We start from the raw sequence: 25329 nt of genomic DNA on the forward strand, positions 1-25329 counted from the left end.
GCACCCCGCAGGAAGGCGGACACCGTGCAGCAGGACCTCATCGCGCGGGCCAGGACGTGGCTCGCGGAGGACCCCGACCCCGAGACCCGTGACGAGCTGTCCCGGCTCGTCGAGGCCGGGGACCTCGACGAACTGGCCGCACGGTTCGCCGGCACGCTCCAGTTCGGCACCGCCGGGCTCCGCGGCGAGCTGGGCGCCGGGCCGATGCGGATGAACCGCTGCGTCGTGATCCGCGCGGCCGCCGGGCTCGCCGCGTACCTGAAGGCGCAGGGGCAGGGCGGCGGGCTCGTCGTCATCGGCTACGACGCCCGCTACAAGTCCGCCGAATTCGCCCGTGACACCGCCGCCGTGATGACCGGCGCGGGGCTGCGGGCCGCCGTGCTCCCCCGCCCGCTGCCCACCCCCGTGCTCGCGTACGCCATACGGCACCTGGGTGCCGTCGCGGGCGTCGAGGTGACCGCCAGCCACAACCCGCCGCGGGACAACGGCTACAAGGTCTACCTGGGTGACGGCTCGCAGATCGTCCCCCCGGCGGACGCCGGGATCGCCGCCGAGATCGCCGCGATCGGCCCGCTGGACGGCGTGCCCCGTCCCGAGGACGGCTGGGAGATCCTCGGCGAGGAGGTGCTGGACGCCTATCTGGCCCGTACCGACGCGGTACTCACGGCCGGTTCGCCGCGTACCGCACGGGTCGTGTACACGGCGATGCACGGGGTCGGCACGTCCGTACTGACCGCCGCCTTCGAGCGGGCCGGGTTCCCCGCCCCGGTGCTCGTCGCCGAGCAGGCCGAACCCGACCCGGCGTTCCCCACCGTCGCCTTCCCCAATCCGGAGGAACCCGGCGCGATGGACCTCGCCTTCGCGACCGCGCGCCGGGCCGGACCCGACCTCGTGATCGCCAACGACCCGGACGCCGACCGCTGCGCCGTCGCGGTGCCCGACCCGGCGGCCGGGGGCGGCTGGCGGATGCTGCGCGGCGACGAGGTCGGGGCACTGCTCGCCGCGCACCTGGTGGACCGGGGCGCGACCGGTGTCCTCGCCGAGTCGATCGTGTCGTCCTCCCTGCTCGGCCGGATCGCCGAGAAGGCGGGCCTCGGCTACGAGGAGACGCTGACCGGCTTCAAGTGGATCGCGCGGGTGGACGGCCTGCGGTACGGGTACGAGGAGGCGCTCGGCTACTGCGTCGACCCCGAGGGCGTCCGCGACAAGGACGGGATCACGGCCGCGCTGGTCGTCGCCGAGCTGGCCTCAGTGCTCAAGGAGCGTGGCCGTACGCTGCTCGACCTGCTGGACGACCTCGCGGTCACCCACGGGCTGCACGCCACCGACCAGCTGTCGGTCCGGGTGGAGGACCTGTCGGTCATCTCGGACGCCATGCGGCGGCTGCGCGAGACGCCCCCGACCGCGCTGGCGGGGCTGCCCGTCGCCTCGGCCGAGGACCTGACGCGGGGATCGGACCTGCTGCCGCCGACCGACGGCCTGCGCTACCGGCTGGACGGCGCCCGGGTGATCGTCCGCCCGAGCGGCACGGAGCCGAAGCTCAAGTGCTACCTGGAGGTCGTGGTGCCGGTCGGTTCGGCCGGAGAGCTCCCGGCCGCCCGCGCGAGGGCGGCGGAGCTGCTCGACGGGATCAAGCGCGATCTGGCGGCCGCGGCCGGGATCTGAGCGCCCCGCCCCGGACACCGGCACGGCCGGGTCCGGGGCGGTCTCGTCGAGACCTCGCGGGCTACTTCATGCCGAGCAGCTGCTCCAGCGGGTCGATGGCGAAGTAGACGAGGAAGAGCGCCGCGGTGCCCCAGAGCAGCCAGTGGACCTCGCGGGCCTTGCCCAGGCACGCCTTGATGACCACGTAGGACAGGAAGCCCGCGCCGATGCCGTTGCTGATGGAGTAGGTGAACGGCATCACGGCGATGGTCAGGAAGGCGGGGATCGAGACCTCGTACCGGTCCCACTCGATGTGCTTCACCTGAGTCATCATCAGGAACCCGACCGCGACGAGAGCGGGGGCCGCGGCCTGGAGGGGCACGATCGTGAGCACGGGGGTGGCGAAGAGCGCGAGGCCGAACAGGCCGCCGGTGACGAGGTTGGCGAAACCGGTGCGCGCGCCTTCACCGACACCCGCGGCGGACTCGATGTACGCGGTGGCGGACGAGGCGGAGGCGGCACCGCCCGCGACGGCCGCCGCGCCGTCGATCAGCAGGACACGGCCGAGACCGGGGACCTGGCCGCGCTCGTCGAGGAGTCCGGCCTCGGCGGTGACACCGACGATGGTGCCCATCGTGTCGAAGAAGTCGGACAGCAGGAGGGTGAAGACGAACAGCATGACCGTCAGCACGCTGACGTGACTGAACGCGCCGAACAGGTCGAATTCGCCCAGGAGCCCGAAGTCGGGTGCGGAGAAGGGCTTGCCGGGCAGCGAGGGGGTGATCAGGCCCCAGGACTTGACGTTGGCGACGCCGTTGATGACGACGGCGACGACGGTCATCACGACGATGCTGATGAGGATGGCGCCCTGCACCCTGCGGACCAGCAGGACGATCGTCAGCAGCACCCCGAGGCAGAAGACCAGCATGGGCCAGCCGGTCAGGGTTCCGGTGCCGATCTGAACGGGCACGGTGCTGTTCGCGACGTCGGGGACGCGGGTGACGAACCCCGCGTCGACACAGCCGATGAAGGCGATGAACAGGCCGATGCCGACGCTGATGGCCTGCTTGAGGGGTTGCGGGATGGCGTGCATGATCGCCTCGCGCAGACCGGTCATCACCAGCACGGTGATGAGCAGGCCTTCGAGCACGATGATGCCCATCGCGTCGTCCCACCCCATCATCGGGGCGATCTGGAAGGCGGTGACGGCGTTGAGCCCCAGACCCGCGGCCAGGGCGAGCGGCAGGTTGCCCCCCACACCCATGATCACGGTCATCACGGCGGCCACCAGAGCGGTGGCGGTGACCAGTTGACCGGCGTCCAACTGGTGACCGAACTTATCCTCGGTGCTGCCAAGAATGATCGGGTTCAGTACGAGAATGTAGGCCATCGTAAAGAACGTCGCGACCCCGCCGCGTATCTCACGGCCGTAGGTCGAGCCGCGTTCACCGATACGGAAGAATCGGTCGACCGGGCCACCGGATCTGCGCCTCGGCTCTTCGACCGAGCCGGTCGTGCTGCTGTACATGACTGCGCCTCCTGAACTACAGGTGCGGGGAAAATGGCAGCGGCGCCGGAGTGCGCACCACCTGCTTGCGTACGCACGTACGGCGCCTGGCCAGCGGATCCTACGTGTCAGGGGCATGATCTCGATTGCCGTGAGGTATCGATTACCTGTCCTTCTCGTACCGCCCCTGTCGGTTCCTCTGAAATCGCCGACGACCTATCAATCCAAAACGGGATGCGGGCGACATCGGCCATGGAGTTGATCGCGGGTAACTCCTTACCCTCGGCCCGTGCACACACCGCTTCCCTTCAACGCGCGCGCCGCCCGCATCCTGCGCGAGAAGCTCGGGATGGCCCCCGGCCATGTCGCCTACGGCATGCGCGCCTCCTACGGCATGGCCTACATCACCCCTGACCACATCACCGCCTGGGAGCGCGGCACCGCGCTGCCCAGCGCCGGTGAACTCACCGCGCTGGCCGGGGCCCTGTGGTGCAACCCCCACGAACTCATGGGCGCCCCGCGCACCTTGCGGGAGCACCGCATCGCCCGCGGACTGGCCGCCGAGGACGTCGCCCGCGCCACCGGCGTCGACCTCGACGCCTATCAGCAGATGGAGGAGACGAGCCAGTGGACCGGCAGCAAACGGCAGTCCGCCGCCCTCGCCGCCGCCCTCACCCTGCCCCCGCGTGACTTCATCGCCATCACCGGGCTGGAGGACGAACTCGCCCGCCTGCTCGCCGAAGCGGTCTCCACCCGCTGGCAGGCACACATCCGTGCCATCGCCCGTCTCATCGCCGTGGACCGCCGCGACCTCCAGGACCCCCTGCGCGACATGCACCACGAGTACCAGACGCTCATGGCGGCCACCCTCAGCCGGGCGGGCGGCACCAGCGCGTCGGGCGAGGACGGCCGGCGCTACCTCGACGACATCGTCAACCACTTCTGGTCCCGCTTCCCGGAGGACTGAGGGCTGTCCCGGCAAGGGGAGCGAGCGCCCGGGTTCACCGCTCACACCGCACCCCGCACCGCGCCCGGCCGCGCTCCCGTCCCTCCGCTCCGGCCGTGACGCAGCCGCACTCTGGCTCTCCGCGACTGCCCGGGGCCTGTCGGAAACCTGTCGGCGCCCTGTCGGCGGGGGCTGCGACCGTGGACGCGCAGGTGCTCCTCACGAGCACGCCGTCCCGGACCGCCAGGAGCCCCTCATCGTGTCTTCCCCATCCCGCAACCAGCCGTGGGACGTTCACCGGCTGCCCTCCGCCGAGGGCAGGACCTTCCTGATCACCGGGGGTAACGCCGGGATCGGCTACTTCGCCGCGGAGCAGCTCGCCGCCACGGGCGCCGTCGTCGTACTCGGCAGCCGGAACCGCGCGAAGGCCGACGCCGCCATGGGCTCGATCCGCTCGCGCGTTCCCGGCGCGCGGGTGCGGCACCTCCGGCTGGACCTCGCCGACCTGCCGTCCCTGAGGACCGCCGTGGACGCGCTGGACCTCGATCACCTCGACGCGGTGGTCCACAACGCGGGAGTCGCGCTGGACGACCCGCCGCGTCAGGAGACCGGGGACGGCCACGAGCTGATGTTCGCCACCAACCACCTCGGCCACTTCGCGCTGACCCAGTGGCTGGCTCCCCTGCTGTCCGCGGCGCCCGCGGGCCGCGTCGTGACGGTGGGAAGCTTCGCGGCACGGTCCGAGCGCCTGGACCTGGACGACCCGCAGTCGGCCCGGGACTACCGGCCCAAGCGCGCCTACGGCCGGTCGAAGCTGGCGCAGATGTGCTTCGGCTTCGCGCTCGACCGCCGCCTGCGCGCCGTCGGCAGCACCGTACTCAGCGTGGTGGCCCATCCCGGCGGGGCGCTGGACGCCCTCACCCCGTCCCGCGCGCCGGTGACCGTGACGCTCCCGGGCGAGCGGCTGCGGTCCCTGCCCGCCGCGCTCCTGGTGCAGGGCAAGGACGCCGGAGCGTGGCCCGTCGTCCGGGCCGTTCTCGACCCGGGGGTGCGGGGAGGGCAGCTGTGGGGGCCGAGGGTCTTCGGGCTGCGCGGCAGACCGCGACGCGAACCCGTCCCCTCCCACATGGCCGACCCGGACGCCGCCGCCCGGCTGTGGGCCGTCAGCGGTGAGCTGGCCGGCACCGATCCGGACCTCGGCTTCCGGTAGGGGGCGGGCCGTCCCGGAGCACCGGGGCCGCGTACGGCGGGCGCTCAGCCCGTCGCGAAGAGGACCACCAGCAGCACCGCGCCCACCACGGCCGGTGCGATCACCTCGAACGCCCAGCGCACCGACACCGCCGCATCCGCCGACGCGTCCCCGGCCGCCCCCGCCTTCGCCCGCTCCGCCAGCTCGCGCAGGTCCGCCAGGGTCCGGTCGGCCGCGGCCACCCGGTTCCTGGTGTCGCGGACATCGGCCGTCACGGACGTACGGTCGTACGGGTCGTCCAGCGAGCGCCTGGACTGCTGGCGGGCCGCCTTCTTGCGCTGCCGCAGCGACACCGGGACCGCCCACATCTGGTACTTCGTACCGTCCTCGGTGAACAGCTCACTTGAGTATCCGGCCCGCAGGTCCGACACCGCGGTCCACGGCAGCGTGATCGTGCGGAACGGGTTGCGGATGCGGATGCGCCGGTCGTTGGCGGACACGACGGGCCGCAGGGTGAACGCGACGACCAGCGGCACCGAGGTCAGGATGCCCGCGAGCGCCAGCCACGGCACCCTTCCGTGCCCCCGGATCAGCGCGTCCCCGCCGATCCAGCAGATGAGCAGGAGCAGCAGGACACCCCCGGCCATCCCGGCGGGCGAGCGGAAGGTCCGGTCGGCGTAGACCGGCTCGGCGGGCGGTGTGGGGCTCGTCATGGGGCCGATTCTGCCTGACGGGCGCCTGGGGCGCCGGAGCGGTACGGGGATGCGGGGAGAGCCGGGGCCCCTGTACAGGCCGCTACGCGCGTAGATATGCTCATCTGGTGACCATGCCCACCACAGCTCCAGCATTCGCCGACGCGACCGCGTCCGACAGTGCGCTGCGCCGCTTCCTGCACGGGCTGCCCGGCGTCGACGCCGTCGGCCTCGAAGCGCGTGCCGCGTCCCTCGGAACCCGTTCGATCAAGACCACGGCCAAGGCGTACGCCATCGACCTGGCCATCTCGATGATCGACCTCACGACGCTGGAAGGCGCGGACACCCCCGGCAAGGTCCGGGCCCTCGCCGCCAAGGCCCTCAACCCCGAACCGCTGCGCTACACCCCGCACCGGCTCGCGAGCGACCTCCCCGGTGCCGAGCCGGACCGTCCCGCCCCGCGCACCGCGGCCCTCTGCGTCTACCCCGACATGGTGCCCACCGCCGTCGCCGCGCTGGCCGGCTCCGGGGTGAAGGTGGCGTCCGTGGCGACGGCCTTCCCCGCCGGACGCGCCGCGCTCGACGTGAAGCTGGCGGACGTCCGTGACGCGGTGGCCGCCGGGGCCGACGAGATCGACATGGTGATCGACCGCGGCGCCTTCCTGTCCGGGCGGTACCTGAAGGTGTACGAGGAGATCCTCGCCGTGAAGGCGGAGTGCGCCCGGCCCGAGGGGACCGATGCCCGGCTCAAGGTGATCTTCGAGACCGGCGAGCTGTCCACGTACGACAACATCCGCCGCGCCTCCTGGCTCGGCATGCTGGCGGGCGCCGACTTCATCAAGACGTCGACCGGCAAGGTCTCCACCAACGCCACGCCCGCGAACACCCTGCTGATGCTGGAGGCGGTGCGCGACTTCCGGACGCAGACCGGCGTGCAGATCGGTGTGAAGCCGGCCGGCGGCATCCGCACGTCCAAGGACGCGATCAAGTTCCTGGTGCTGGTGAACGAGACCGCGGGCGAGGACTGGCTGGACAACCACTGGTTCCGGTTCGGCGCCTCCAGCCTGCTGAACGACCTGCTGATGCAGCGCCAGAAGCTCAGCACCGGCCGTTACTCCGGCCCCGATTACGTGACGGTGGACTGATCCCCATGGCATCTGCATTCGAGTACGCCCCCGCCCCCGAGTCCCGCGCGGTCGTCGACATCGCGCCCTCCTACGGGCTGTTCATCGACGGTGAGTTCACCGACGCGGCCGACGGGAAGGTCTTCAAGACCGTCTCACCGAGCAGCGAGGAAGTGCTCTCCGAGGTCGCCCGTGCCGGTGCGGCCGATGTCGACCGGGCCGTGAAGGCGGCCCGCAAGGCGTTCGAGAAGTGGTCGGCGCTGCCGGGCGCCGAGCGCGCCAAGTACCTCTTCCGGATCGCCCGGATCATCCAGGAGCGCAGCCGCGAGCTCGCCGTCCTGGAAACCCTCGACAACGGCAAGCCGATCAAGGAGACCCGCGACGCGGACCTCCCCCTGGTCGCGGCGCACTTCTTCTACTACGCGGGCTGGGCCGACAAGCTGGACCACGCCGGTTTCGGCGCGAACCCGCGCCCGCTCGGGGTCGCGGGCCAGGTCATCCCGTGGAACTTCCCGCTGCTGATGCTGGCCTGGAAGATCGCCCCGGCGCTCGCCACCGGCAACACGGTGGTCCTCAAGCCCGCCGAGACCACCCCGCTGTCCGCGCTGTTCTTCGCGGACATCTGCCGCCAGGCGGGCCTGCCCAGGGGCGTCGTGAACATCCTCCCCGGCTACGGGGACGCGGGCGCCGCCCTGGTCGCGCACGAGGACGTGAACAAGGTCGCGTTCACCGGCTCGACCGCGGTCGGCAAGGCCATCGCCCGCCAGGTCGCCGGTACGGACAAGCGGCTCACCCTCGAACTGGGCGGCAAGGGCGCCAACATCGTCTTCGACGACGCCCCGGTCGACCAGGCCGTCGAAGGCATCGTCACGGGCATCTTCTTCAACCAGGGCCAGGTCTGCTGCGCCGGTTCCCGGCTGCTGGTGCAGGAGTCGGTCCAGGACGAGGTGCTGGACGCGCTGAAGCGGCGGCTGTCCACGCTCCGGCTCGGCGACCCGCTGGACAAGAACACCGACATCGGCGCGATCAACTCCGCGGAGCAGCTGGCCCGGATCACCGCGCTCGCCGACACCGGTGAGTCGCAGGGCGCCGAGCGCTGGACGGCTCCCTGCGAGCTGCCCGCCGCGGGCTACTGGTTCGCCCCGACGCTGTTCACGAACGTCACCCAGGCGCACACCATCGCCCGGGACGAGATCTTCGGCCCGGTGCTGTCGGTGCTGTCCTTCCGCACCCCCGACGAGGCGGTCGCCAAGGCCAACAACAGCCAGTACGGCCTCTCGGCCGGCATCTGGACGGAGAAGGGCTCCCGCATCCTCGCGGTGGCGAACAAGCTCCGGGCGGGCGTCGTCTGGGCCAACACGTTCAACAAGTTCGACCCGACCTCGCCCTTCGGCGGCTACAAGGAGTCGGGCTTCGGCCGCGAAGGCGGCCGTCACGGCCTGGAGGCGTACCTCGATGTCCGATAACCGTCTGAGCGTCTTCAAGACCTACAAGCTGTACGTCGGGGGCAAGTTCCCCCGCTCCGAGAGCGGCCGGGTGTACGAGGTGAGCGACTCCAAGGGCAGGTGGCTGGCGAACGCCCCGCAGTCCTCCCGCAAGGACGCGCGCGACGCGGTCGTGGCCGCCCGCAAGGCCTTCGGCGGCTGGTCGGGAGCGACCGCGTACAACCGCGGCCAGGTCCTCTACCGCGTCGCGGAGATGCTGGAGGGCCGCAAGGAGCAGTTCGTCCGGGAGGTCGCGGACGCGGAGGGCCTGTCGAAGTCCAAGGCGTCGGCCGTGGTGGACGCGGCGATCGACCGGTGGGTCTGGTACGCCGGGTGGACCGACAAGATCGGCCAGGTCGTGGGCGGGGCGAACCCGGTCGCGGGCCCGTTCTTCAACCTGTCGACGCCCGAGCCGACCGGCGTGGTCGCGGTACTGGCCCCGCAGAAGTCGTCGTTCCTGGGCCTGGTCTCGGTGATCGCCCCGGTCATCGCCACCGGCAACACCGCGGTGGTCGTCGCCTCGGCGGACGCCCCGCTGCCCGCGCTCTCCCTGGGCGAGGTGCTGGCCACCTCCGACCTGCCGGGCGGCGTGGTGAACGTCCTGTCCGGGCACACGGCGGAGATCGCGGCCCCGCTCGCCTCGCACCAGGACGTCAACGCGATCGACCTGACGGGCGCCGACGAGGTGCTCGCGAAGGAGCTGGAGATCGCGGCGGCGGACAACCTGAAGCGTGTCCTGCGCCCGCGGGACACGCGCGCCGACGGCACCGCGGACACGGACTGGGCGACCGCCCCGGACACCCACCGCCTGACGGCGTTCCTGGAGACCAAGACGGTCTGGCACCCCACCGGCGCCCTGGGCGCCTCGGGCTCCGCGTACTGAACGCGCGTCCACGCGGGCGGCCCGCTTCCCCGCGCCGGAGTGCCCGGCGCGGGGAAGCGGGCCGTTTCCGGTCCGCGGGCCCCTCTACAGGCTCCCGCGCAGCGTCTCCGTCAACGGCCCCACCAGCGGCAGGTCCTTCAGCGCCCCGCCACTGGTCAGCGGGTCGGTGAGGGAGGTCGTGGAGAGCGGCTTGAAGTCGGCGACCTGCGTCTCCAGTCCGTTGGTCAGCGGGTCGGTGCCGGTACCGGCCAGCGGGTCGAGCCGCAGATGCGTCACCGGGGCGATGCTGTGCTTGAGCGCCACCCCGAGCGCGCCGGTGGTCGCGCCCACGGCGGCGTCGGCGTCCTCGCCGAGGCCGAGGCCGGAGCCGCTTTCGGTGCCCACGGCCGGTGCCGGGACCACCGGCGCCGCCTGGGCCGCCGCACCCCCCGCACCGAGCGCGGCCCCCACCGCCGTGATGGTCAGGCCTGCCCTCAGCAGGGCGCGGCGACGGGACCGGGAGAGTGCGTGACGTGCCATGGAATTACCACCTGACCGAGACGATCCAGTAATCAATTGAGTGCGTAGCGTAGTTGAGGTGTGATGCTGGATACCAACACAGGCACCGGGGGATCCCCTGCGTGGGTCAATGCCTCACACTCGTGTTCTGTGAATGCCCAACCGACCCCGACCCGCGTGGTGCTGCTCGCCGGACCTTCCGGCTCCGGCAAGTCCTCCCTCGCCGCCCGCACCGACCTGCCGGTGCTGCGCCTGGACGACTTCTACAAGGAGGGCGACGACCCCACGCTTCCGCTCGTCCCCGACAGCACGGACATCGACTGGGACTCCGCACAGTCCTGGGACTCGGACGCGGCGGTGTCCGCGATCGTGGACCTGTGCCGCACGGGGCGCACGGACGTCCCGCTCTACGACATCTCCACCAGCTCCCGGACCGGCCGGGAGACCCTGCACATCGACCGCACCCCGCTGTTCGTCGCCGAGGGGATATTCGCGGCGGACATCGTCGAGCGGTGCCAGGAGCTGGGTGTGCTCGCCGACGCGCTCTGTCTGCGCGGGCGCCCGACGACGACGTTCCGCCGCCGCCTGATGCGCGATCTGCGCGAGGGCCGCAAGTCGGTGCCGTTCCTGCTGCGGCGCGGGTGGCGGCTGATGCGTGCGGAGCGGCGGATCGTGGCCCGGCAGGCGGCGCTGGGCGCGTATCCGTGCGGCAAGGAGGAGGCTCTGGGACGGCTCGCCGCGGCGGCGGCCGGACGCTGCCGACGGGCCCCCGCGGCCAGGGAATCGGCGTAGCCGCGTAACGGCGCGGCGGCGCGGGGGCGGAGAAACCGGGCCCGGTGAGCCGTATCCGACGCCGGGAAGCCGTACCCGGCCCGGGATGCCATACCCGCCGGCATGCCGACGGGGCCGGACAGGCCCCCCGCCTGTCCGGCCCCGCTGCTTTCCCCGTACTCCGCCGCCTCCCCCGAAGCGGCGTCCCCCTGGATTCCCCCGTGGATTCCCCCGTTGTCCCCCCGTTCCTCCCCCGTGGTTCCCCCGTTCCCCCCTGCCTCAGGCCACGAGCTCGCCGAAGGACTCCTCCTGGTCACGGCCGAAGCTGAGGACGTCGTCCTCACGCAGCCGGCGGAGCGACCGCCAGATGCTGGACTTCACCGTGCCGACACTGATGTCGAGGATGGACGCGATCTCCGGGTCGGTGCGGCCCTCGTAGTACCGCAGGACCAGCATCGTGCGCTGGAGCTCGGGCAGCCGCGCCAGCGCCTGCCAGAGCACGGCGCGCAGTTCCGTGCCGCGCATCGCGTCCGTGTCGCCCGCCGTCTCCGGCAGCTCCTCGGTCGGGTATTCGTTCAGCTTGCGCCTGCGCCAGGCGCTGATGTGCAGGTTCGTCATGGTGCGGCGCAGATAGCCGCCGACCGCCGCCTTGTCGCTGATCCGGTCCCAGGCCCGGTACGTCGAGAACAGCGCGCTCTGCAGCAGGTCCTCGGCCTCGAACCGGTCACCGGTCAGGTGGTAGGCGGTCGCGTACAGGGAGGCACGGCGCTCCCGGACGTAGGCCGTGAACGCCGCCTCGGCGTCCTCGGCCCGCGCCGGGGCCGTCCGCTCCCCCGAGCCCTCCCCGTACGCGGCGCCTGCGTTGGTCCCCCCGCTTCCCCCCGCAGGTGCGTCGACCACCGTCATGTACGACGTGTGCTGACGCCCGGCACCACGCACGCACCCCCGTGCGCCCGTCGCGCCGGACTTCTCGGCGCTCCGCCCGACATCGTGGAGACGCGTGACAACTGCGCTTGCGGTGATGCTGTGAGTTGCGTTCATCTCGCGCCCCCCATCGGTGGAGTCCGTCCGTTCCTGTGCCAATGAGCTTGGCCGGGCAGTTTCATGACGCTGTCCGCCGACTGTCACAGAGCTGTCACAGGCACCGCCGTACCCGTGTCCGGGACGTACGGGACGCACCGGCGGACGCACGAGTAGGGGCCAACTGTCGAACTGGGGCTCTGCCATGGGTCAGAATGACCAGCGTGCCTTTCCTGTTGCTGATCGAGGACGACGACGCCATCCGCACGGCCCTCGAACTCTCGCTGTCACGCCAGGGCCACCGTGTGGCCACCGCGGCGACGGGAGAGGACGGCCTGAAACTGCTGCGCGAGCAGCGGCCGGACCTGGTCGTGCTGGACGTGATGCTGCCCGGTATCGACGGTTTCGAGGTGTGCCGGCGCATCCGGCGCACCGACCAGCTGCCGATCATCCTGCTGACCGCGCGCAGCGACGACATCGACGTCGTGGTCGGGCTGGAGTCCGGCGCCGACGACTACGTGGTCAAACCCGTGCAGGGCCGGGTGCTCGACGCCCGTATCCGCGCGGTGCTGCGGCGCGGCGAGCGCGAGTCCACCGACTCCGCGGTGTTCGGGAGCGTGGTGATCGACCGTTCCGCGATGACCGTGACGAAGAACGGGGAGGATCTGCAGCTCACACCGACCGAGCTGCGCCTCCTGCTGGAGCTGAGCCGTCGGCCGGGCCAGGCGCTGTCCCGGCAGCAGCTGCTGCGGCTGGTCTGGGAGCACGACTACCTCGGTGACTCCCGGCTGGTGGACGCGTGTGTGCAGCGGCTGCGCGCCAAGGTGGAGGACGTGCCGTCCTCGCCGACCCTGATCCGTACCGTCCGGGGTGTGGGCTACCGGCTGGACTCGCCCCAGTGACCGCTGCCGCCATGCGGAGGCTCCTCACCGGGCTCCGCTGGACGAGCCTGCGCCTGCGGCTGGCCGTGGTGTTCGGTCTGGTGGCGCTGACCGCCGCGGTGTCCGCGTCGGGCATCGCGTACTGGCTGAACCGCGAGGCGGTGCTGACCCGTACGCAGGACTCCGCGCTCGGGGACTTCCGCCAGGAGATGCAGAGCCGGGCCGCCTCTCTGCCGCTCAGCCCCACCCGGGACGACCTGCAGAACGCCGCCGTGCAGATGGCGAGCAGCTCGCCGGGGTACAGCGTGCTGCTGGTCGACGAACGCGACACCGGCAAGCCGATCGTCGGCAATTCCGACCTGGACACCTTCACGCTCGACAACGTGCCGCCCTCGCTCCAGAAGGCCGTCGGCAAGAAGCAGCCGGTGGGCTCGGGCAACACGTACGAGTACCACCTGTTCTGGCAGCGCACCAGCATCAACGGCACCCCGTACCTGGTGGGCGGCACGAAGATCATCGGCGGGGGCCCGACCGGCTACATGCTGAAGTCGCTCGACCAGGAGCGGCAGGACCTGAACTCCCTCGCCTGGTCCCTGGGGATCGCCACCACGCTCGCGCTGATCGGTTCGGCGCTGCTCGCGCAGGCCGCGGCGACGACCGTGCTGCGCCCGGTGCAGCGGCTCGGCGACGCCGCCCGCAAGCTCGGCGAGGGCAAGCTCGACACCCGGCTCGTGGTGTCCGGCACGGACGAACTGGCCGACCTCTCGCGTACGTTCAACCGGACGGCGAGCTCGCTGGAGAAGCGGGTCGCGGACATGAGCGCGCGGGACGAGGCGAGCCGGCGGTTCGTCGCCGACATGTCGCACGAGCTGCGCACCCCGCTCACCGCGCTGACCGCCGTCACCGAAGTGCTGGAGGACGAGGCGGACGGCCTCGATCCGATGATCGCGCCCGCGGTGCACCTGGTGGTGAGCGAGACCCGTCGGCTCAACGACCTGGTGGAGAACCTGATGGAGGTCACCCGCTTCGACGCGGGCACGGCCCGGCTGGTCCTCGACACGGTCGACGTCGCCGACCAGGTCACCGCCTGCATCGACGCCCGCGCCTGGCTGGACGCGGTGGACCTGGACGCCGAACGCGGCATGATGGTCCGCCTCGATCCGCGCCGCCTGGACGTGATCCTGGCGAACCTGATCGGCAACGCGCTCAAGCACGGCGGTTCGCCGGTGCGGGTCGCGGTGCGGACGCAGGGTGAGGAACTGGTCATCGAGGTCCGGGACCACGGTCCGGGCATCCCCGAGGACGTCCTGCCGCACGTCTTCGACCGGTTCTACAAGGCCAGTGCCTCCCGGCCGCGTTCGGAGGGCAGCGGGCTCGGCCTGTCGATCGCCATGGAGAACGCGCACATCCACGGCGGCGACATCACGGCCGCCAACTCTCCGGACGGCGACGGCGCGGTGTTCGTCCTGCGGCTGCCGCGCGACGCCGAGCGGCTGACCCGTACCGGCGACGAGGACGACGCCGACGGGGACGACGGCGGGAGCCGGGACGAGGGGGACGGGACCACATGACGGACAACGGCGGCAACGGGCTCCGGGGGCGGGGGCGCAGAACCCTCGCGCTGGCCGGGGTGCTGGCGGGGGCCGCGCTGGTCGCGGGCTGCGGGATCAGGTCCACCACGGTCCCGGTGGACGCCGGGGCCGCGCCGTCCCAGGTGCCGTGCACCGTACCGGCGGAGAACGTCACCACGCAGGCCCTCAAGGGCGTGCCCGTACAGATCTACCTGGTCTGCTCCTCGCAGCTGGTCACGGTGGACCGCACCGTGACCCTCCGCGTCTCCGGCCAGGGCCGGGTGCCGGTGGCACGGGCGCTCCTGGACGAGCTGCGGCGCACGCCGGACGCCGAGGAACGGCGGGCCGGATACGCCACGACCGTCCCGAAGGGCCTGAAGATCGGCCCGGCCCGCCACGGCGAGCGGCAGGACACCCTGCGGCTCAGCGAGCAGCCGGAGGACCTGCGGTCCGAGGCGCTGGCCCAGATCGTGTGCACGTACGCGGAGAACGACACGCTCGCCCCGCGGGGCACGGTGCTGCTGGGCGGCCCCGGGGAGTACCCGGCGCGGGGCTATCTGTGCACCTCGGAGATGAAGGCGCGCCCCAGCGCGGTCCCGGCCCCGGCGACCGGCGCGGTGACCGGCACGGGGCTCTGAGCGCCCGCTCCCCGCGCGGTCCCGTTCACCGGGCCTGAGCGCGCGTACGTCGCGCGGGCGGGCCCCGACCGGGATCAGGGCAAAGATCGGCGTCTCCTGGAGCACGTCGCGCGCGGGCGGGCCCGAGCAGGCGCTGGCGGAGCGGGAGGACTGGCGCGCGTACGTCGCGCGGGCGGGCCGGTCGCGTCGAGGACGGTGGCGCCGACCTGGTGGTGCGCGCGGGCGGGCCGGTCCGCCGAGAGGCGCGGCGTACCGGATCGTTGAGCGGCGGAACCGATTCCGCCGCTCGTCGCGTCTTGGGGGTCGTGCGTCAAGGTTCGGACGGTCAGACCGTCATCCGCTTCCGCGCGGCCGGAGTATGCCTGCTCCTCGCTCATCTGCTGCTCGTCGGGTGGCTGACCCTGCGTCCGCTCGACGTGCCCTGGGCGACCGCCTCGAATCTCCGTCTCTTCGCCGGTATCCGGGCCGATCTGGCCCTCGGACCGGTCGAGGCCGCCCGGCGGATCGGCGAGGGGCTGCTGCTCCTCGCCCCGCTGGGTGTCCTGCTGCCGATGGCCGGAGGCCGTCTCGCCGTCTCCCCGTGGGCCTCGCTGGCCCGTACCGTCGCGGCGGGCACGCTGATCTCCACGCTCATCGAGCTGGCCCAGACCGGTGTGCCCGGCCAGGTCGTGGACGTCGACTCGATGCTGCTGAACACGGTGGGTGTGGCCCTCGCCCACCTGCTCGTCGTCCCGATGTGCCGGGCGCGGCTGCGCCGGAAGAAGGAGCGGATCAGCGTGCTCCCCCGTCCCAGGGACGAGGCGGGTCAGGGTGCCACCCCGACGATTCCCAGGGTCGGAATGGCCCCGTAGAGCGACGTTCTTCCCCCGTTCAGCGGAGACCATGGATTCATCGGGGGGCACGACGGAGCTGCTCCCCAGCAACCGGATTCCCGTGACGGATTCCCGTAGCCGGATTCCGGCAACGGATTCCCGTGACGGATTCCCGTAACGGTTTCGCGAAGGAGCCCACCATGGCCGGAATTGTTCGCCCCCGTGAGGGACGCATGATCGGCGGAGTGTGCGCAGCGCTGGCACGGCGCTTCGGCACCTCCGCGGGAACGATGCGCGTCATCTTCCTGGTCTCGTGCCTGCTGCCGGGACCGCAGTTCCTGCTCTACCTGGCGCTGTGGCTGCTGCTCCCGTCGGAGAAGACGGCGACGTCCACCGACTGGTGAGCTCTTCCTCAGTCATACGCCTGTGGGGCGGCCACCCGGACCGGGTGGCCGCCCCACAGGCGTACAGCGGCACGTCGCGCGTCTTTCGGTTCTCAGTCGTGCTCAGCCGTGCTCAGCCGCGTTCAGCGCCGTGCTCAGCCTCCGAGCGGCAGGCCGTTGGCCGACAGCCCGCCGGTGTTCACGCCGCCCGCGGGCAGGCCACCGAGCAGGCCCTTGACCGGGGTGGTGGCACCGTCGACCAGCTTCTGCTGGTTGGTGCCGAGGAGCTTGGTGGTGGTCTCCTGGAGCGGCAGGCCCTGGGTCGCGGTGTTCAGCGCCGTGCTGGCGACGGGCAGGGTCATGGCCGCGACATCGGCCGGCAGCACGGCGGCGGAGGCGGTACCCGCGGCAGCGGCGGCGAAGGCGGCACCGAGAACGGCGACGCCGAGAGTCCTGGCAGCAGACTGCTTCATGTGGAATTCATCCTCGGGAGAGAAGGAGGGTGTGGGGGCAACGAAAAGTAGCCACCTTTTCCTCCTCCCCACAAACAGTCCGACACGCCGGAAACAGTCGGGAATTCGACATCCCGGCCGCCTTCGGTGCGGACTTCCGTCAGTCCGTGGACATGGAAGAAACGCTGGTCGCGGTGGTCTGTTCGAAGAGCCACCGGGACTTCAGCTCGGCGTATCCGGGCTTGATCACCTCGTTGATCATCGCCAGACGCTCATCAAAAGGAATGAACGCGGACTTCATCGCATTGACGGTGAACCACTGCATATCGTCGAGCGTGTATCCGAAGGTCTCGGTCAGCTTCTCGAATTCCTGGCTCATGCTCGTGCCGCTCATCAGACGGTTGTCCGTGTTCACGGTGGCGCGGAAATGCAGCTTCCGCAGCAGCCCGATGGGGTGCTCGGCGTAGGAGGCGGCGGCACCGGTCTGGAGGTTGGAGGTCGGGCACAGCTCCAGCGGGATGCGCTTGTCCCGTACGTAGGAGGCGAGGCGGCCGAGCTTCACCTCGCCGTCCTCGGCGACCTCGATGTCGTCGATGATGCGGACGCCGTGGCCGAGCCGGTCGGCACCGCACCACTGGATGGCCTGCCAGATCGACGGCAGACCGAAAGCCTCGCCCGCGTGGATGGTGAAGTGGTTGTTCTCGCGCTTGAGGTACTCGAAGGCGTCGAGGTGGCGGGTGGGAGGGAAGCCCGCCTCCGCGCCCGCGATGTCGAACCCGGCCACACCCTGGTCGCGGTAGCGGTTGGCCAGCTCGGCGATCTCCAGGGACCGGGCGGCGTGCCGCATCGCGGTGAGCAGAGCGCCGACCCGGATGCGGTTGCCGTCGCGGCGGGCCCGCAGCTCGCCCTCGCGGAAGCCCTCGTTGACCGCCTCGACGACCTCTTCGAGGGTCAGCCCGGCTTCCAGGTGCTGCTCGGGGGCGTACCGCACCTCGGCGTAGACGACGCCGTCCGCGGCCAGGTCCTCGGCGCACTCGGCGGCCACCCGCACCAGTGCCTCACGGGTCTGCATGACGGCGCAGGTGTGGGCGAACGTCTCCAGGTAGCGCTCCAGCGAACCGGAGTCGGCCGCCTCGCGGAACCAGACGCCGAGTTTGTCCGGCTCGGTCTCGGGAAGTCCTTCGTACCCGCTCGCGCGGGCGAGGTCCACGATCGTCCCGGGGCGCAGGCCGCCGTCGAGGTGGTCGTGAAGGAGGACCTTGGGGGCACGCCGGATCTGATCCTGGCCGGGCACGTGAAGGGTCGGGCTCATCATCTGCGCACTCTAGCCCCTACGCGCGTAGATCGCTTCGTGTCGATGCGTAACAGTGATCGCGAATACGGGTGGCGTACACCTCTCCTTCTGACACTGTTCTGCCATGGCACAGCGCGCACTCCCCCTGCCTGCCCCGAGGCTGGGACGGGCCGTCCGGACGGCCGGAGCCACTACCGCGGTCAGCGGCGTCGTCCTGCTGCTCCCGGACGGCGAGGCCGACTCGCACCGTCGTCCCTCCCCCCTCTCGTACGCCCGCCAGCTGCCGCTGGCCCGCACCCTGGCCCGCGCCGGAAAGGAGGACGGGCTCGCCGTGCACGTGGTCCGGTACAGCTGCCGCGGCTGGAACGCGACGGACGCCCAGCTCGCGGCGGACGCCGCGTGGTCGGTGGAGGAGGTCGTACGCCTCTACGGCGACGTCCCCATCTGCCTGGCCGGCCACGGCATGGGCGGCCGCGCCGCGCTCCGGGCGGGCGGCCACCCGGCGGTCGGCTCCGTCCTGGCGATGGCCCCCTGGCTCCCCGAGTCCGGCCCGAACAGCCCTTCCGGCCCGGACAGCCCGGAACCGGAACCAGTGAAACACCTCCTCGGCCGCCAGGTCCTCCTCGTCCACGGCACCAACGACGCCCGCACCGACCCCGAACTCTCCTTCCGCCTGGCCGAACGTGCCAAGAAGACCAACCGCGACACCTGCCGCTTCGAGGTCCACTCGGACGGCCACAGCCTCCGCCAGCACCGCGCCGAAGTCACCGCCCTGGCCGCCAACTTCATACGCGGCTCCCTCTTCGGCCACGCCTACGCCCGCCCGGTCACCGACGCCCTGGCCGCCCCGCCGCCGCTGGGGCTGCGGATGCCGTTGGCGGCGGGGTTCGGGAAGTCGCTGCACCACTGACCGAACGCCGGGGACCAGCGGGCCACTTGAGACCAGGAAGGAGCCGAAGCGGTATGCCACACATGCCGCGTACACCGGGTATCTCACACATGCCGGATTCGACAAAGATGGACGGGAACAACACCTCCCCCCACTAAACTCGCAGGTCACGAACAGTGCTCCCCGCGCGTGCGGGGGTGGTCCCGGCGTTCGCTACCTTGTCGACACGATCGAGGGGTGCTCCCCGCGCGTGCGGGGGTGGTCCCAAGGCCAACCGCGCGCGCCTTGACGCCGCCTAGTGCTCCCCGCGCGTGCGGGGGTGGTCCCGCGGCAATGTCCGACTCGGCGGTGGCTGTCCGGTGCTCCCCGCGCGTGCGGGGGTGGTCCCAGTGCGCCCTCATCCGTAGCCACTTGCCCGAGGTGCTCCCCGCGCGTGCGGGGGTGGTCTCTCCGCACCGCCGCCGAACTGCTGCGCGCGCTGGTGCTCCCCGCGCGTGCGGGGGTGGTCCCAGCAGGCCATCGCGCTGCGCGCCGTCGCGGACGTGCTCCCCGCGCGTGCGGGGGTGGTCCCCCGCTGGAGGCCGGCCACGACTTCCAGGGCCTGTGCTCCCCGCGCGTGCGGGGGTGGTCCCAGGTTCCGTCCGCCAGCGAGTTGACGGAGGTCGTGCTCCCCGCGCGTGCGGGGGTGGTCCCGCGACCGCGGCCTGCACCTGGTCGACGTCCGCGTGCTCCCCGCGCGTGCGGGGGTGGTCCCGAGGGAATGAAGGTGGGGGAGGTGGCCGAATTGTGCTCCCCGCGCGTGCGGGGGTGGTCCCACGTCGGGCGGCTGGGGCGTGAACAAAACCACGTGCTCCCCGCGCGTGCGGGGGTGGTCCCACCCGTCCAGCACCCGGTAGATGCGCCTCCCGGTGCTCCCCGCGCGTGCGGGGGTGGTCCCGTCGCCATCATTCCCAGGATTGCAACACCCGGGTGCTCCCCGCGCGTGCGGGGGTGGTCCCACCGGGGACAAGGGCCTGCTGGAAAAGGTCGGGTGCTCCCCGCGCGTGCGGGGGTGGTCCCGGCTGGTGGAGTCCGGGGCACTGCCCCGGGACGTGCTCCCCGCGCATGCGGGGGTGGTCCCTTCGGCATCTGCGCGGGCGTCATGCCGTCCTTGTGCTCCCCGCGCGTGCGGGGTGGTCGGCCAGGGTGAGGCGGGTTTACTGCGGTAAAGGTGGTCCTGGCCCGCCGTACAGCTCCACCTCCGTCATCCCGTGGTTCCTGCGTGTGGAGGGTGAGGGTGGGCCGCTTGTCGTGCGGGGCTTTGGGGCGTGTTGGTCTTCGCTCAGTCCGGCAGCAAGTGGCCGCGCCTGGACAGGAGGAAGCGTTTGAAGGCAGCCACCGGGGGCGTGTCGGGGTGGCCGTCGAGCCAGGCCACCCCGATTTCCCGGGCGGCTCTCGGGGCCGTCACCGTCAGTTCGGCGACTCCCGGGCGGGGTACTGCCGGAGGGGGGAGGAGGGCCACGCCCAGTCCTGCCGCGACCAGGCCGCGCAGGGTTTCCGCCTCCTCGCCCTCGAAGGCGACGCGCGGAGTGAAGCCCGCCTCGGCGCACAGGTCGTCGGTGATGCGGCGCAGCCCGTAGCCGGGTTCCAGCGTGACGAAGGTTTCGTCGGCGGCCTCCGCGAGGCGGATGCGGCGGCGGGTGGCGAGGCGGTGGTCCTCGGGGACGACCAGGCGCAGGCGCTGCTCGTCCAGGCGCCGGGCGACCAGGTCCGGGGCGTCCGGGACGGGCGAGGTGAGGCAGAGGTCGAGGCCGCCGGCGCGCAGGCGCTCGATCATCGCCTCGCCGTAGTTCTGCACGAGCTGGAACCGGACCCCGGGGTGGTCGGCCCGGAAGGCGCGGATGAGGGCGGGTACCGTCTCGGAGCCCATGGTGTGGAGGAAGCCGAAGGCGACCTTGCCGGTGGCCGGGTCGGCATCGGCGCGTACCGAGTCGGCGGCCTTCTCCACCTCGGCGAGGGCCCGCTCGGCGGACGCGAGGAAGGTGCGGCCCGCCGGGGTGAGCGAGACCGTGCGCCCCTTGCGGGCGAACAGGGCGACACCCAGGTCCTGTTCGAGCCTCACCATCGCCCGCGAGAGCGTCGACTGCGGAACGCCCAGCTCCTGCGCGGCGCGCGTGACGTGCTCGTGGCGGGCCACCGCCGCGAAGTGGGCCAGCCGCGGAGCGAGCACGGCGCGAATGTCTTCTTCGTAACTACTCGGTGACAGCCGGGGCCGTGAGCTGTGTTCATGCACCATGGGATTGATTATCGCCACTTCGTGCATTGGACGCATGAAAGGGGAGAGCCTACGTTCGAAGCATGCCTCCTGCCAGTACCGGGGCGTCCACGCTCGTCGTGGCCGCCTCGCCCCAGCCGTCCCCCGTCGCCGACTCCCCCGCGCCCGCCGCCACCACGCCGGACCGCCTCGAACCGGGCCGCCCCGGGTACCGCCGGATGAGCTTCGCGCTCTTCGCCGCGGGTGTCGCGACCTTCGCTCTTCTCTACTCCACGCAGGCCCTGCTGCCCGCCGTCTCCGCCTCCTTCGGCGCCACGGCCGGGCAGGCCAGCTGGACGGTCTCCGCGGCGACCGGAGCACTGGCGGTGTGTGTACTGCCGCTGAGCGCGCTGTCCGAGCGGTTCGGGCGGCGGCAGATGATGACCGCCTCGCTGGTCATCGCCGTACTGGTCGGGCTGCTGGTCCCCTTCGCCCCCTCGCTGGGCTGGCTGATCGCCCTCCGCGCCGTGCAGGGCGCCGCCCTGGCGGGCCTGCCCGCCTCCGCGATGGCCTACCTGGCGGAGGAGGTGCGGCCGAAGGCGCTGATCGCCGCGATCGGACTGTTCGTGGCGGGCAACAGCATCGGCGGCATGAGCGGCCGCATCGTCACCGGCTGGATCGCCCAGCTGTGGGGCTGGCGGGCGGCGCTCGGCGCGTTGGGGCTGATGGCCCTGGCCTGCGCGGTCGTCTTCCACCTCATGATCCCCAAGGCCCGGAACTTCACCCCCGGGACGCTGAACCCCAAGGCCCTGGCCCGGACGGTCGGCGGGCACCTCGCCGACCCGCTGCTGCGTCGGCTGTACGCGATCGGCGCACTGTTCATGACGGTGTTCGGCGCGGTCTACACGGTGATCGGCTACCGGCTGGTGGAGGCGCCGTTCAGCCTCCCGCAGGGGGTCGTCGGCTCGATCTTCCTGGTCTACCTCGTCGGCACGGTCTCCTCCGCCGCGGCCGGGAAGCTGGTCGCCCGGCTGGGCCGCCGCGGCGCGCTGTACCTGGCCGTCTCCACCACGGCCGCCGGGCTGCTGCTCTCGCTCGGGGACCGGATCGCCTCGGTGCTGCTGGGCCTGGTCCTGATCACGGCGGGCTTCTTCGCCGGGCACGCCGTCGCCTCCTCCTCCGTGAGCCGTACGGCGACGAAGGGACGCGCCCAGGCGTCGGCGCTCTACCAGTCGGCGTACTACCTGGGCTCCAGCGCGGGCGGCACGCTCGGCGCGGTCGCCTTCCACGCCGGGGGCTGGGCCGGGACCGTTTCACTGGGGCTGCTCGCGGTCCTCGGTGTCGCCGCGATCACCCTGTACGGGACGCGGGCCGCCCGCCGCGAGCGGCTCCAGCCGGTCGCGGTGGCGCCGGTGCGGGCGTCCGTACAGAACTGAGACATACGGCGCACAACCATCCACTCCCCGACGCGCGTCTAGCAGGCGGAAGCACCTCACGGCGCGCGAAGGGGAGTTGGCGTACATGGGAGTCCCGGAGAACATACGGGGAGTACGGCCACGGCTGCGGCGCGGGGTCGCGCTGTCGGTCGCCGGGCTGACGGCGGTGCCCGCACTGGTCCTGGCCACCGGCGGGTCCGCACAGGCGGCATCGTGCACGACGTCGGCCGGGCCGTACCAGAAGCAGGTCGAGAAGTACCTGAAGCGGCCGGTCGACGGCAAGCAGTCGGCCGCCGACTGCAAGGCGATCCGGTCGTTCCAGAGCACCTACGGGGTCACCCCCACCATCGGGTACGCCGGTCCGGTCACCTGGCGCACCATGAAGACGCTCACGGCCCAGAAGGCGGCGGGCAAGAACCCGAACCAGGCCAAGAAGTGCCCCACCAACAAGGGCCGCATCGCCTGCGTGGACCTGACCCGACAGCTGAGCTGGATCCAGGACGGCAGCAAGCTGAAGTTCGGGCCCGTGCCGGTGCGCACCGGGCGGAACGGCTACGAGACCCGCACCGGGTCGAAGAAGATCTACTGGCGGCACATCGACCACGTGTCGTCGCTCTACCACGTGAAGATGCCGTACTCCCAGTTCTTCGACGGGGGCCAGGCGTTCCACGCGGTGGGCGTGAAGATGTGGAACCCGCCGGGCTCGCACGGCTGTGTCAACATGCGCACCGCCGACGCCACGTCGTACTGGAAACTCCTGAAGAACGGCGACGACGTGTACGTGTACGGACGCAAGCCCGGCACGTGACGGCCGGCGCGTCCGGGATCCTGGCAGGTTCGCCGCTTCCTCCCCCGGCTGTCAGTGGCCTGCGGTAGCTTCCACAGTGCTGGAACGAGCCGTGTCACAGCACAACAGGGGTGGAACGAATGGGCGATCTGACAGCGACGGCGGACATCGACAGCCGTCTTGAGGGACACCGGGTCGAGCTGACCGGTTACTGCTACCGGATGCTCGGCTCGGCCTTCGAGGCGGAGGACGCGGTGCAGGACACGCTGGTGCGTGCCTGGCGCAACTTCGACAAGTTCGAGGGCCGTTCCTCGCTCCGCTCCTGGCTGTACCGGATCGCCACCAACGTCTGCCTGGACATGCTGAACGCGGGGAAGAAGCGGGCCCGCCCGGTCGATCTGTCGGGCCCGACGCCACTCTCCGAGGCGGCGCTCAACCCGCTGCCGGAGAACACCTGGCTGGAACCGATGCCGGACGGGCGCGTCCTGCCGACGGTGGCCGACCCGGCGGAGGCCGCGGTGGCGCGTGAGTCGGTGCGCCTGGCGTTCGTCGCGGCGCTCCAGCACCTGCCGCCCAAACAGCGTGCCGTGCTGATCCTGCGCGAGGTGCTGGCCTGGAAGGCGAGCGAGGTCGCCGAGCTGCTCGACACCTCGGTCGCCTCGGTGAACAGCGCCCTCCAGCGCGCGCGTGCCACCCTCACCGAGCACGAGAGCAAGCCGGCCGACGCCGCGAATCCGCTCGACGAGGAACAGCGCAAGCTCCTGGAGCGGTACGTCGCCGCCTTCGAGGGCTACGACATGAAGGCACTGACGGCGCTGCTCCACGAGGACGCCGTGATGACCATGCCGCCGTTCGACCTCTGGCTTCAGGGGCACGACGACATCACCGGCTTCATGCTCTCCATCGGCGCGAGCTGTGCCGGTTCCCGGCTGGTGGCGACATCGGCGAACGGCACCCCGGCGTTCGCGCACTACAAGCCGAATCCGGAGGGGCCCGGCTTCGTGCCGTGGGCGGTGCAGGTCATCGACATCGCGGACGGGGCGATCACCGGGATGCACTGCTTCCTGGACACCCCGCGCTGGTTCCCGCTCTTCGGGCTGCCGGACCACCTCGACGACGACGCCGCGTGAGACCTGGCGTACGCAACGGGCTGGTGGCCGCCTGGGTGGTGCTGGCGGCCGGTGGCTGGGGGGCGGCCCAGTGGCTGGGCGAGCCCGCGGCCACCGGCGGGCCCGCCCCGGCGGCGCGACCGTCCTCGGGGGCGGAGCCGGGGCCTCAGCCGGAGTTCTCCTGCGACGACCTGAGGGCGGCGGCGGCCGGTCCCCGTGCCGTCCCGGGCCCCTCGCCCGACCCTTCGTCGCCATCGGCCACCGCACACCTCCAGAAGTTCTCGGGCATGGTGCTCTGCGACTCGGCCCGGTTCGAATCCGGAGACTGAGCGGGGCGGGACGGGACGGGGGCGGCACGGGGCAGCACGGGGCGGGTGCGGTACGGAAGCGGCCCGGAAGTGGTCAGTCCTCCCCCGCGCCGTCCGGTTCCGGGACGTCCGGTTCCGCGCCGCCTGCTTCTGGGACGTCCGGTTCCGCGCCGCCTGCTTCTGGGACATCCGGTTCCGGGGCGCCCGGTTCCGCGCCGCCTGCTTCTGGGACGTTCGGCCCTGGGGTGTTCGTCCCGGTGTCGTGCGGTTCCGGGGCGTACCGTACGTCCACCACGTCCGCCAGGCCCACCAGGTCCAGCAGGCCCCGCAGTTCGGGCGGCGCGTTGCGCAGCCGCAGCCTCCTGCCGCCCGCCCGGCGTGCCACCAGCCCCAGCCGTGCCACCGCCTCGACCAGCACCAGATCCACCCGCGCGACCCCGCCCACATCGCAGTCCACCTCCGCCTCCGCGTCCGGGTCTCGGACGGCGCCGTCGGGGCCGTACAGCAGTGATTCCAGCTCGGCGCAGAGTCCCGGCACCGCGGTCCTGGTGACGCGGCCGGTGACGACGAGAACGTTCGGGCTCATGGGTTCCACACCAGGGTGACCGCTCCGACGGCCGAAACTCATCGGTGATCCGTCGCCGCCGGGCCCGCACCACGGCGGTACACCCCGGCACGTACGGATAACAAGCGATGAACTTCCGTCAACTCCCGTTATCTGTGCGGCTTCCGTGAACCCTTTCGAGTGATTCTGACTCTAGGTACGTGAACCGGCCCT

Annotated in this window: 25 protein-coding genes and 1 CRISPR repeat array; of the genes, 17 read left to right on the forward strand and 8 right to left on the reverse strand. The window is 71.7% G+C overall.

Annotated features, from left to right (window positions below; genetic code table 11):
* The first annotated feature begins 24 nt into the window (after positions 1–24).
* Entirely contained in the window at positions 25–1665 is a 1641-nt protein-coding gene (locus tag ACFVWY_RS03190; protein ID WP_389866782.1) for a phospho-sugar mutase, read from the forward strand.
* A 61-nt stretch (positions 1666–1726) separates the two neighbouring features.
* On the opposite strand, the gene ACFVWY_RS03195 is transcribed toward ACFVWY_RS03190, so the two are convergent.
* The gene (locus tag ACFVWY_RS03195) at positions 1727–3172 is read right to left on the reverse strand and encodes an NCS2 family permease (RefSeq protein ID WP_389866784.1); all 1446 of its coding nucleotides are present in this window, start codon (positions 3170–3172) and stop codon (positions 1727–1729) included.
* A 268-nt stretch (positions 3173–3440) separates the two neighbouring features.
* On the opposite strand from ACFVWY_RS03195, the gene ACFVWY_RS03200 reads away from it, so the two are divergent.
* Positions 3441–4118 carry a helix-turn-helix domain-containing protein gene (locus ACFVWY_RS03200; RefSeq protein WP_389866786.1) on the forward strand — a complete coding sequence of 226 codons (678 nt, stop codon included), beginning with the start codon at positions 3441–3443 and terminating at the stop codon, positions 4116–4118.
* Positions 4119–4356: 238 nt separating this feature from the next.
* Positions 4357–5307: an SDR family NAD(P)-dependent oxidoreductase gene (locus ACFVWY_RS03205; RefSeq protein WP_389866788.1), complete on the forward strand. Its 951-nt coding sequence runs from the start codon at positions 4357–4359 to the stop codon at positions 5305–5307.
* Positions 5308–5351: 44 nt separating this feature from the next.
* Here the strand turns inward: ACFVWY_RS03205 and ACFVWY_RS03210 are convergent, their stop codons facing one another.
* Positions 5352–5999, reverse strand: coding sequence for a PH domain-containing protein (locus ACFVWY_RS03210; protein WP_389866790.1), 648 nt, complete (start codon positions 5997–5999; stop codon positions 5352–5354).
* A gap of 113 nt (positions 6000–6112) precedes the next feature.
* Between ACFVWY_RS03210 and deoC the strand changes: the two genes are divergently transcribed.
* Genes deoC through ACFVWY_RS03225 form a run of 3 tightly spaced genes read left to right on the forward strand, consistent with a single transcriptional unit; the run spans position 6113 to position 9469 of the window.
* Positions 6113–7123, forward strand: a complete 1011-nt coding sequence (gene deoC, locus ACFVWY_RS03215) for a deoxyribose-phosphate aldolase (protein WP_389867092.1) — start codon at positions 6113–6115, stop codon at positions 7121–7123.
* Between the two features lie 5 nt (positions 7124–7128).
* Positions 7129–8568: an aldehyde dehydrogenase family protein gene (locus ACFVWY_RS03220; RefSeq protein ID WP_389866791.1), complete on the forward strand. Its 1440-nt coding sequence runs from the start codon at positions 7129–7131 to the stop codon at positions 8566–8568.
* Entirely contained in the window at positions 8558–9469 is a 912-nt protein-coding gene (locus ACFVWY_RS03225) for an aldehyde dehydrogenase family protein (protein WP_389866792.1), read from the forward strand. Before ACFVWY_RS03220 ends, ACFVWY_RS03225 begins: the two co-directional genes overlap by 11 nt.
* 84 nt (positions 9470–9553) lie before the next feature.
* Here ACFVWY_RS03225 and ACFVWY_RS03230 read toward each other — a convergent pair whose 3' ends face one another.
* Positions 9554–9988 carry a hypothetical protein gene (locus ACFVWY_RS03230; protein WP_389866794.1) on the reverse strand — a complete coding sequence of 145 codons (435 nt, stop codon included), beginning with the start codon at positions 9986–9988 and terminating at the stop codon, positions 9554–9556.
* A 63-nt stretch (positions 9989–10051) separates the two neighbouring features.
* On the opposite strand from ACFVWY_RS03230, the gene ACFVWY_RS03235 reads away from it, so the two are divergent.
* A complete protein-coding gene (locus ACFVWY_RS03235; protein ID WP_389866796.1) occupies positions 10052–10759 on the forward strand; it encodes a uridine kinase in 708 nt (235 codons plus the stop codon).
* Positions 10760–11017: 258 nt separating this feature from the next.
* Here ACFVWY_RS03235 and ACFVWY_RS03240 read toward each other — a convergent pair whose 3' ends face one another.
* On the reverse strand, positions 11018–11779 hold the full coding sequence (locus tag ACFVWY_RS03240; RefSeq protein ID WP_389866798.1) for a SigE family RNA polymerase sigma factor: 762 nt from the start codon (positions 11777–11779) through the stop codon (positions 11018–11020).
* A gap of 203 nt (positions 11780–11982) precedes the next feature.
* On the opposite strand from ACFVWY_RS03240, the gene afsQ1 reads away from it, so the two are divergent.
* The 5 genes from afsQ1 to ACFVWY_RS03265 all read left to right on the forward strand — a co-directional run bounded on the left by afsQ1 (position 11983) and on the right by ACFVWY_RS03265 (position 16064).
* Positions 11983–12660 carry a two-component system response regulator AfsQ1 gene (gene afsQ1 / locus ACFVWY_RS03245; protein ID WP_389866799.1) on the forward strand — a complete coding sequence of 226 codons (678 nt, stop codon included), beginning with the start codon at positions 11983–11985 and terminating at the stop codon, positions 12658–12660.
* A gap of 11 nt (positions 12661–12671) precedes the next feature.
* Positions 12672–14210 carry an ATP-binding protein gene (locus ACFVWY_RS03250; RefSeq protein WP_389867094.1) on the forward strand — a complete coding sequence of 513 codons (1539 nt, stop codon included), beginning with the start codon at positions 12672–12674 and terminating at the stop codon, positions 14208–14210.
* Entirely contained in the window at positions 14207–14848 is a 642-nt protein-coding gene (locus ACFVWY_RS03255) for a hypothetical protein (RefSeq protein WP_389866801.1), read from the forward strand. Before ACFVWY_RS03250 ends, ACFVWY_RS03255 begins: the two co-directional genes overlap by 4 nt.
* Before the next feature lie 305 nt (positions 14849–15153).
* Positions 15154–15699 carry a VanZ family protein gene (locus tag ACFVWY_RS03260; RefSeq protein WP_389866802.1) on the forward strand — a complete coding sequence of 182 codons (546 nt, stop codon included), beginning with the start codon at positions 15154–15156 and terminating at the stop codon, positions 15697–15699.
* 161 nt (positions 15700–15860) lie between these two features.
* Positions 15861–16064, forward strand: coding sequence for a PspC domain-containing protein (locus ACFVWY_RS03265; protein ID WP_389866804.1), 204 nt, complete (start codon positions 15861–15863; stop codon positions 16062–16064).
* Between the two features lie 134 nt (positions 16065–16198).
* On the opposite strand, the gene ACFVWY_RS03270 is transcribed toward ACFVWY_RS03265, so the two are convergent.
* On the reverse strand, positions 16199–16516 hold the full coding sequence (locus ACFVWY_RS03270) for a hypothetical protein (protein WP_389866805.1): 318 nt from the start codon (positions 16514–16516) through the stop codon (positions 16199–16201).
* 139 nt (positions 16517–16655) lie between these two features.
* Positions 16656–17810, reverse strand: coding sequence for an adenosine deaminase (locus ACFVWY_RS03275; RefSeq protein WP_389866807.1), 1155 nt, complete (start codon positions 17808–17810; stop codon positions 16656–16658).
* A 103-nt stretch (positions 17811–17913) separates the two neighbouring features.
* Between ACFVWY_RS03275 and ACFVWY_RS03280 the strand changes: the two genes are divergently transcribed.
* Positions 17914–18699 carry an alpha/beta hydrolase gene (locus tag ACFVWY_RS03280; protein ID WP_389866809.1) on the forward strand — a complete coding sequence of 262 codons (786 nt, stop codon included), beginning with the start codon at positions 17914–17916 and terminating at the stop codon, positions 18697–18699.
* 155 nt (positions 18700–18854) lie between these two features.
* A CRISPR array of direct repeats spans positions 18855–19859; the repeat unit is 29 nt; unit sequence GTGCTCCCCGCGCGTGCGGGGGTGGTCCC.
* A 140-nt stretch (positions 19860–19999) separates the two neighbouring features.
* Here the strand turns inward: ACFVWY_RS03280 and ACFVWY_RS03285 are convergent.
* Positions 20000–20953: a LysR family transcriptional regulator gene (locus tag ACFVWY_RS03285; protein WP_389866811.1), complete on the reverse strand. Its 954-nt coding sequence runs from the start codon at positions 20951–20953 to the stop codon at positions 20000–20002.
* A 62-nt stretch (positions 20954–21015) separates the two neighbouring features.
* Here ACFVWY_RS03285 and ACFVWY_RS03290 point away from each other — a divergent pair, with 62 nt between their 5' ends.
* The 4 genes from ACFVWY_RS03290 (at position 21016) to ACFVWY_RS03305 (ending at position 24572) form a co-directional block, all read left to right on the forward strand.
* On the forward strand, positions 21016–22347 hold the full coding sequence (locus tag ACFVWY_RS03290; protein WP_389866812.1) for an MFS transporter: 1332 nt from the start codon (positions 21016–21018) through the stop codon (positions 22345–22347).
* Positions 22348–22432: 85 nt separating this feature from the next.
* Entirely contained in the window at positions 22433–23155 is a 723-nt protein-coding gene (locus ACFVWY_RS03295) for a L,D-transpeptidase family protein (RefSeq protein WP_389866813.1), read from the forward strand.
* Between the two features lie 119 nt (positions 23156–23274).
* Positions 23275–24264 carry a sigma-70 family RNA polymerase sigma factor gene (locus ACFVWY_RS03300; RefSeq protein WP_389866814.1) on the forward strand — a complete coding sequence of 330 codons (990 nt, stop codon included), beginning with the start codon at positions 23275–23277 and terminating at the stop codon, positions 24262–24264.
* Positions 24261–24572, forward strand: coding sequence for a hypothetical protein (locus tag ACFVWY_RS03305; protein WP_389866816.1), 312 nt, complete (start codon positions 24261–24263; stop codon positions 24570–24572). The genes ACFVWY_RS03300 and ACFVWY_RS03305 overlap by 4 nt, the downstream gene beginning before the upstream one ends.
* A gap of 73 nt (positions 24573–24645) precedes the next feature.
* Here the strand turns inward: ACFVWY_RS03305 and ACFVWY_RS03310 are convergent, their stop codons facing one another.
* Positions 24646–25137: an STAS domain-containing protein gene (locus ACFVWY_RS03310; protein ID WP_389866817.1), complete on the reverse strand. Its 492-nt coding sequence runs from the start codon at positions 25135–25137 to the stop codon at positions 24646–24648.
* Positions 25138–25329 lie beyond the last annotated feature (192 nt).

It is taken from the genome of Streptomyces sp. NPDC058195 (genome assembly GCF_042883525.1).
GTDB lineage: Bacteria > Actinomycetota > Actinomycetes > Streptomycetales > Streptomycetaceae > Streptomyces.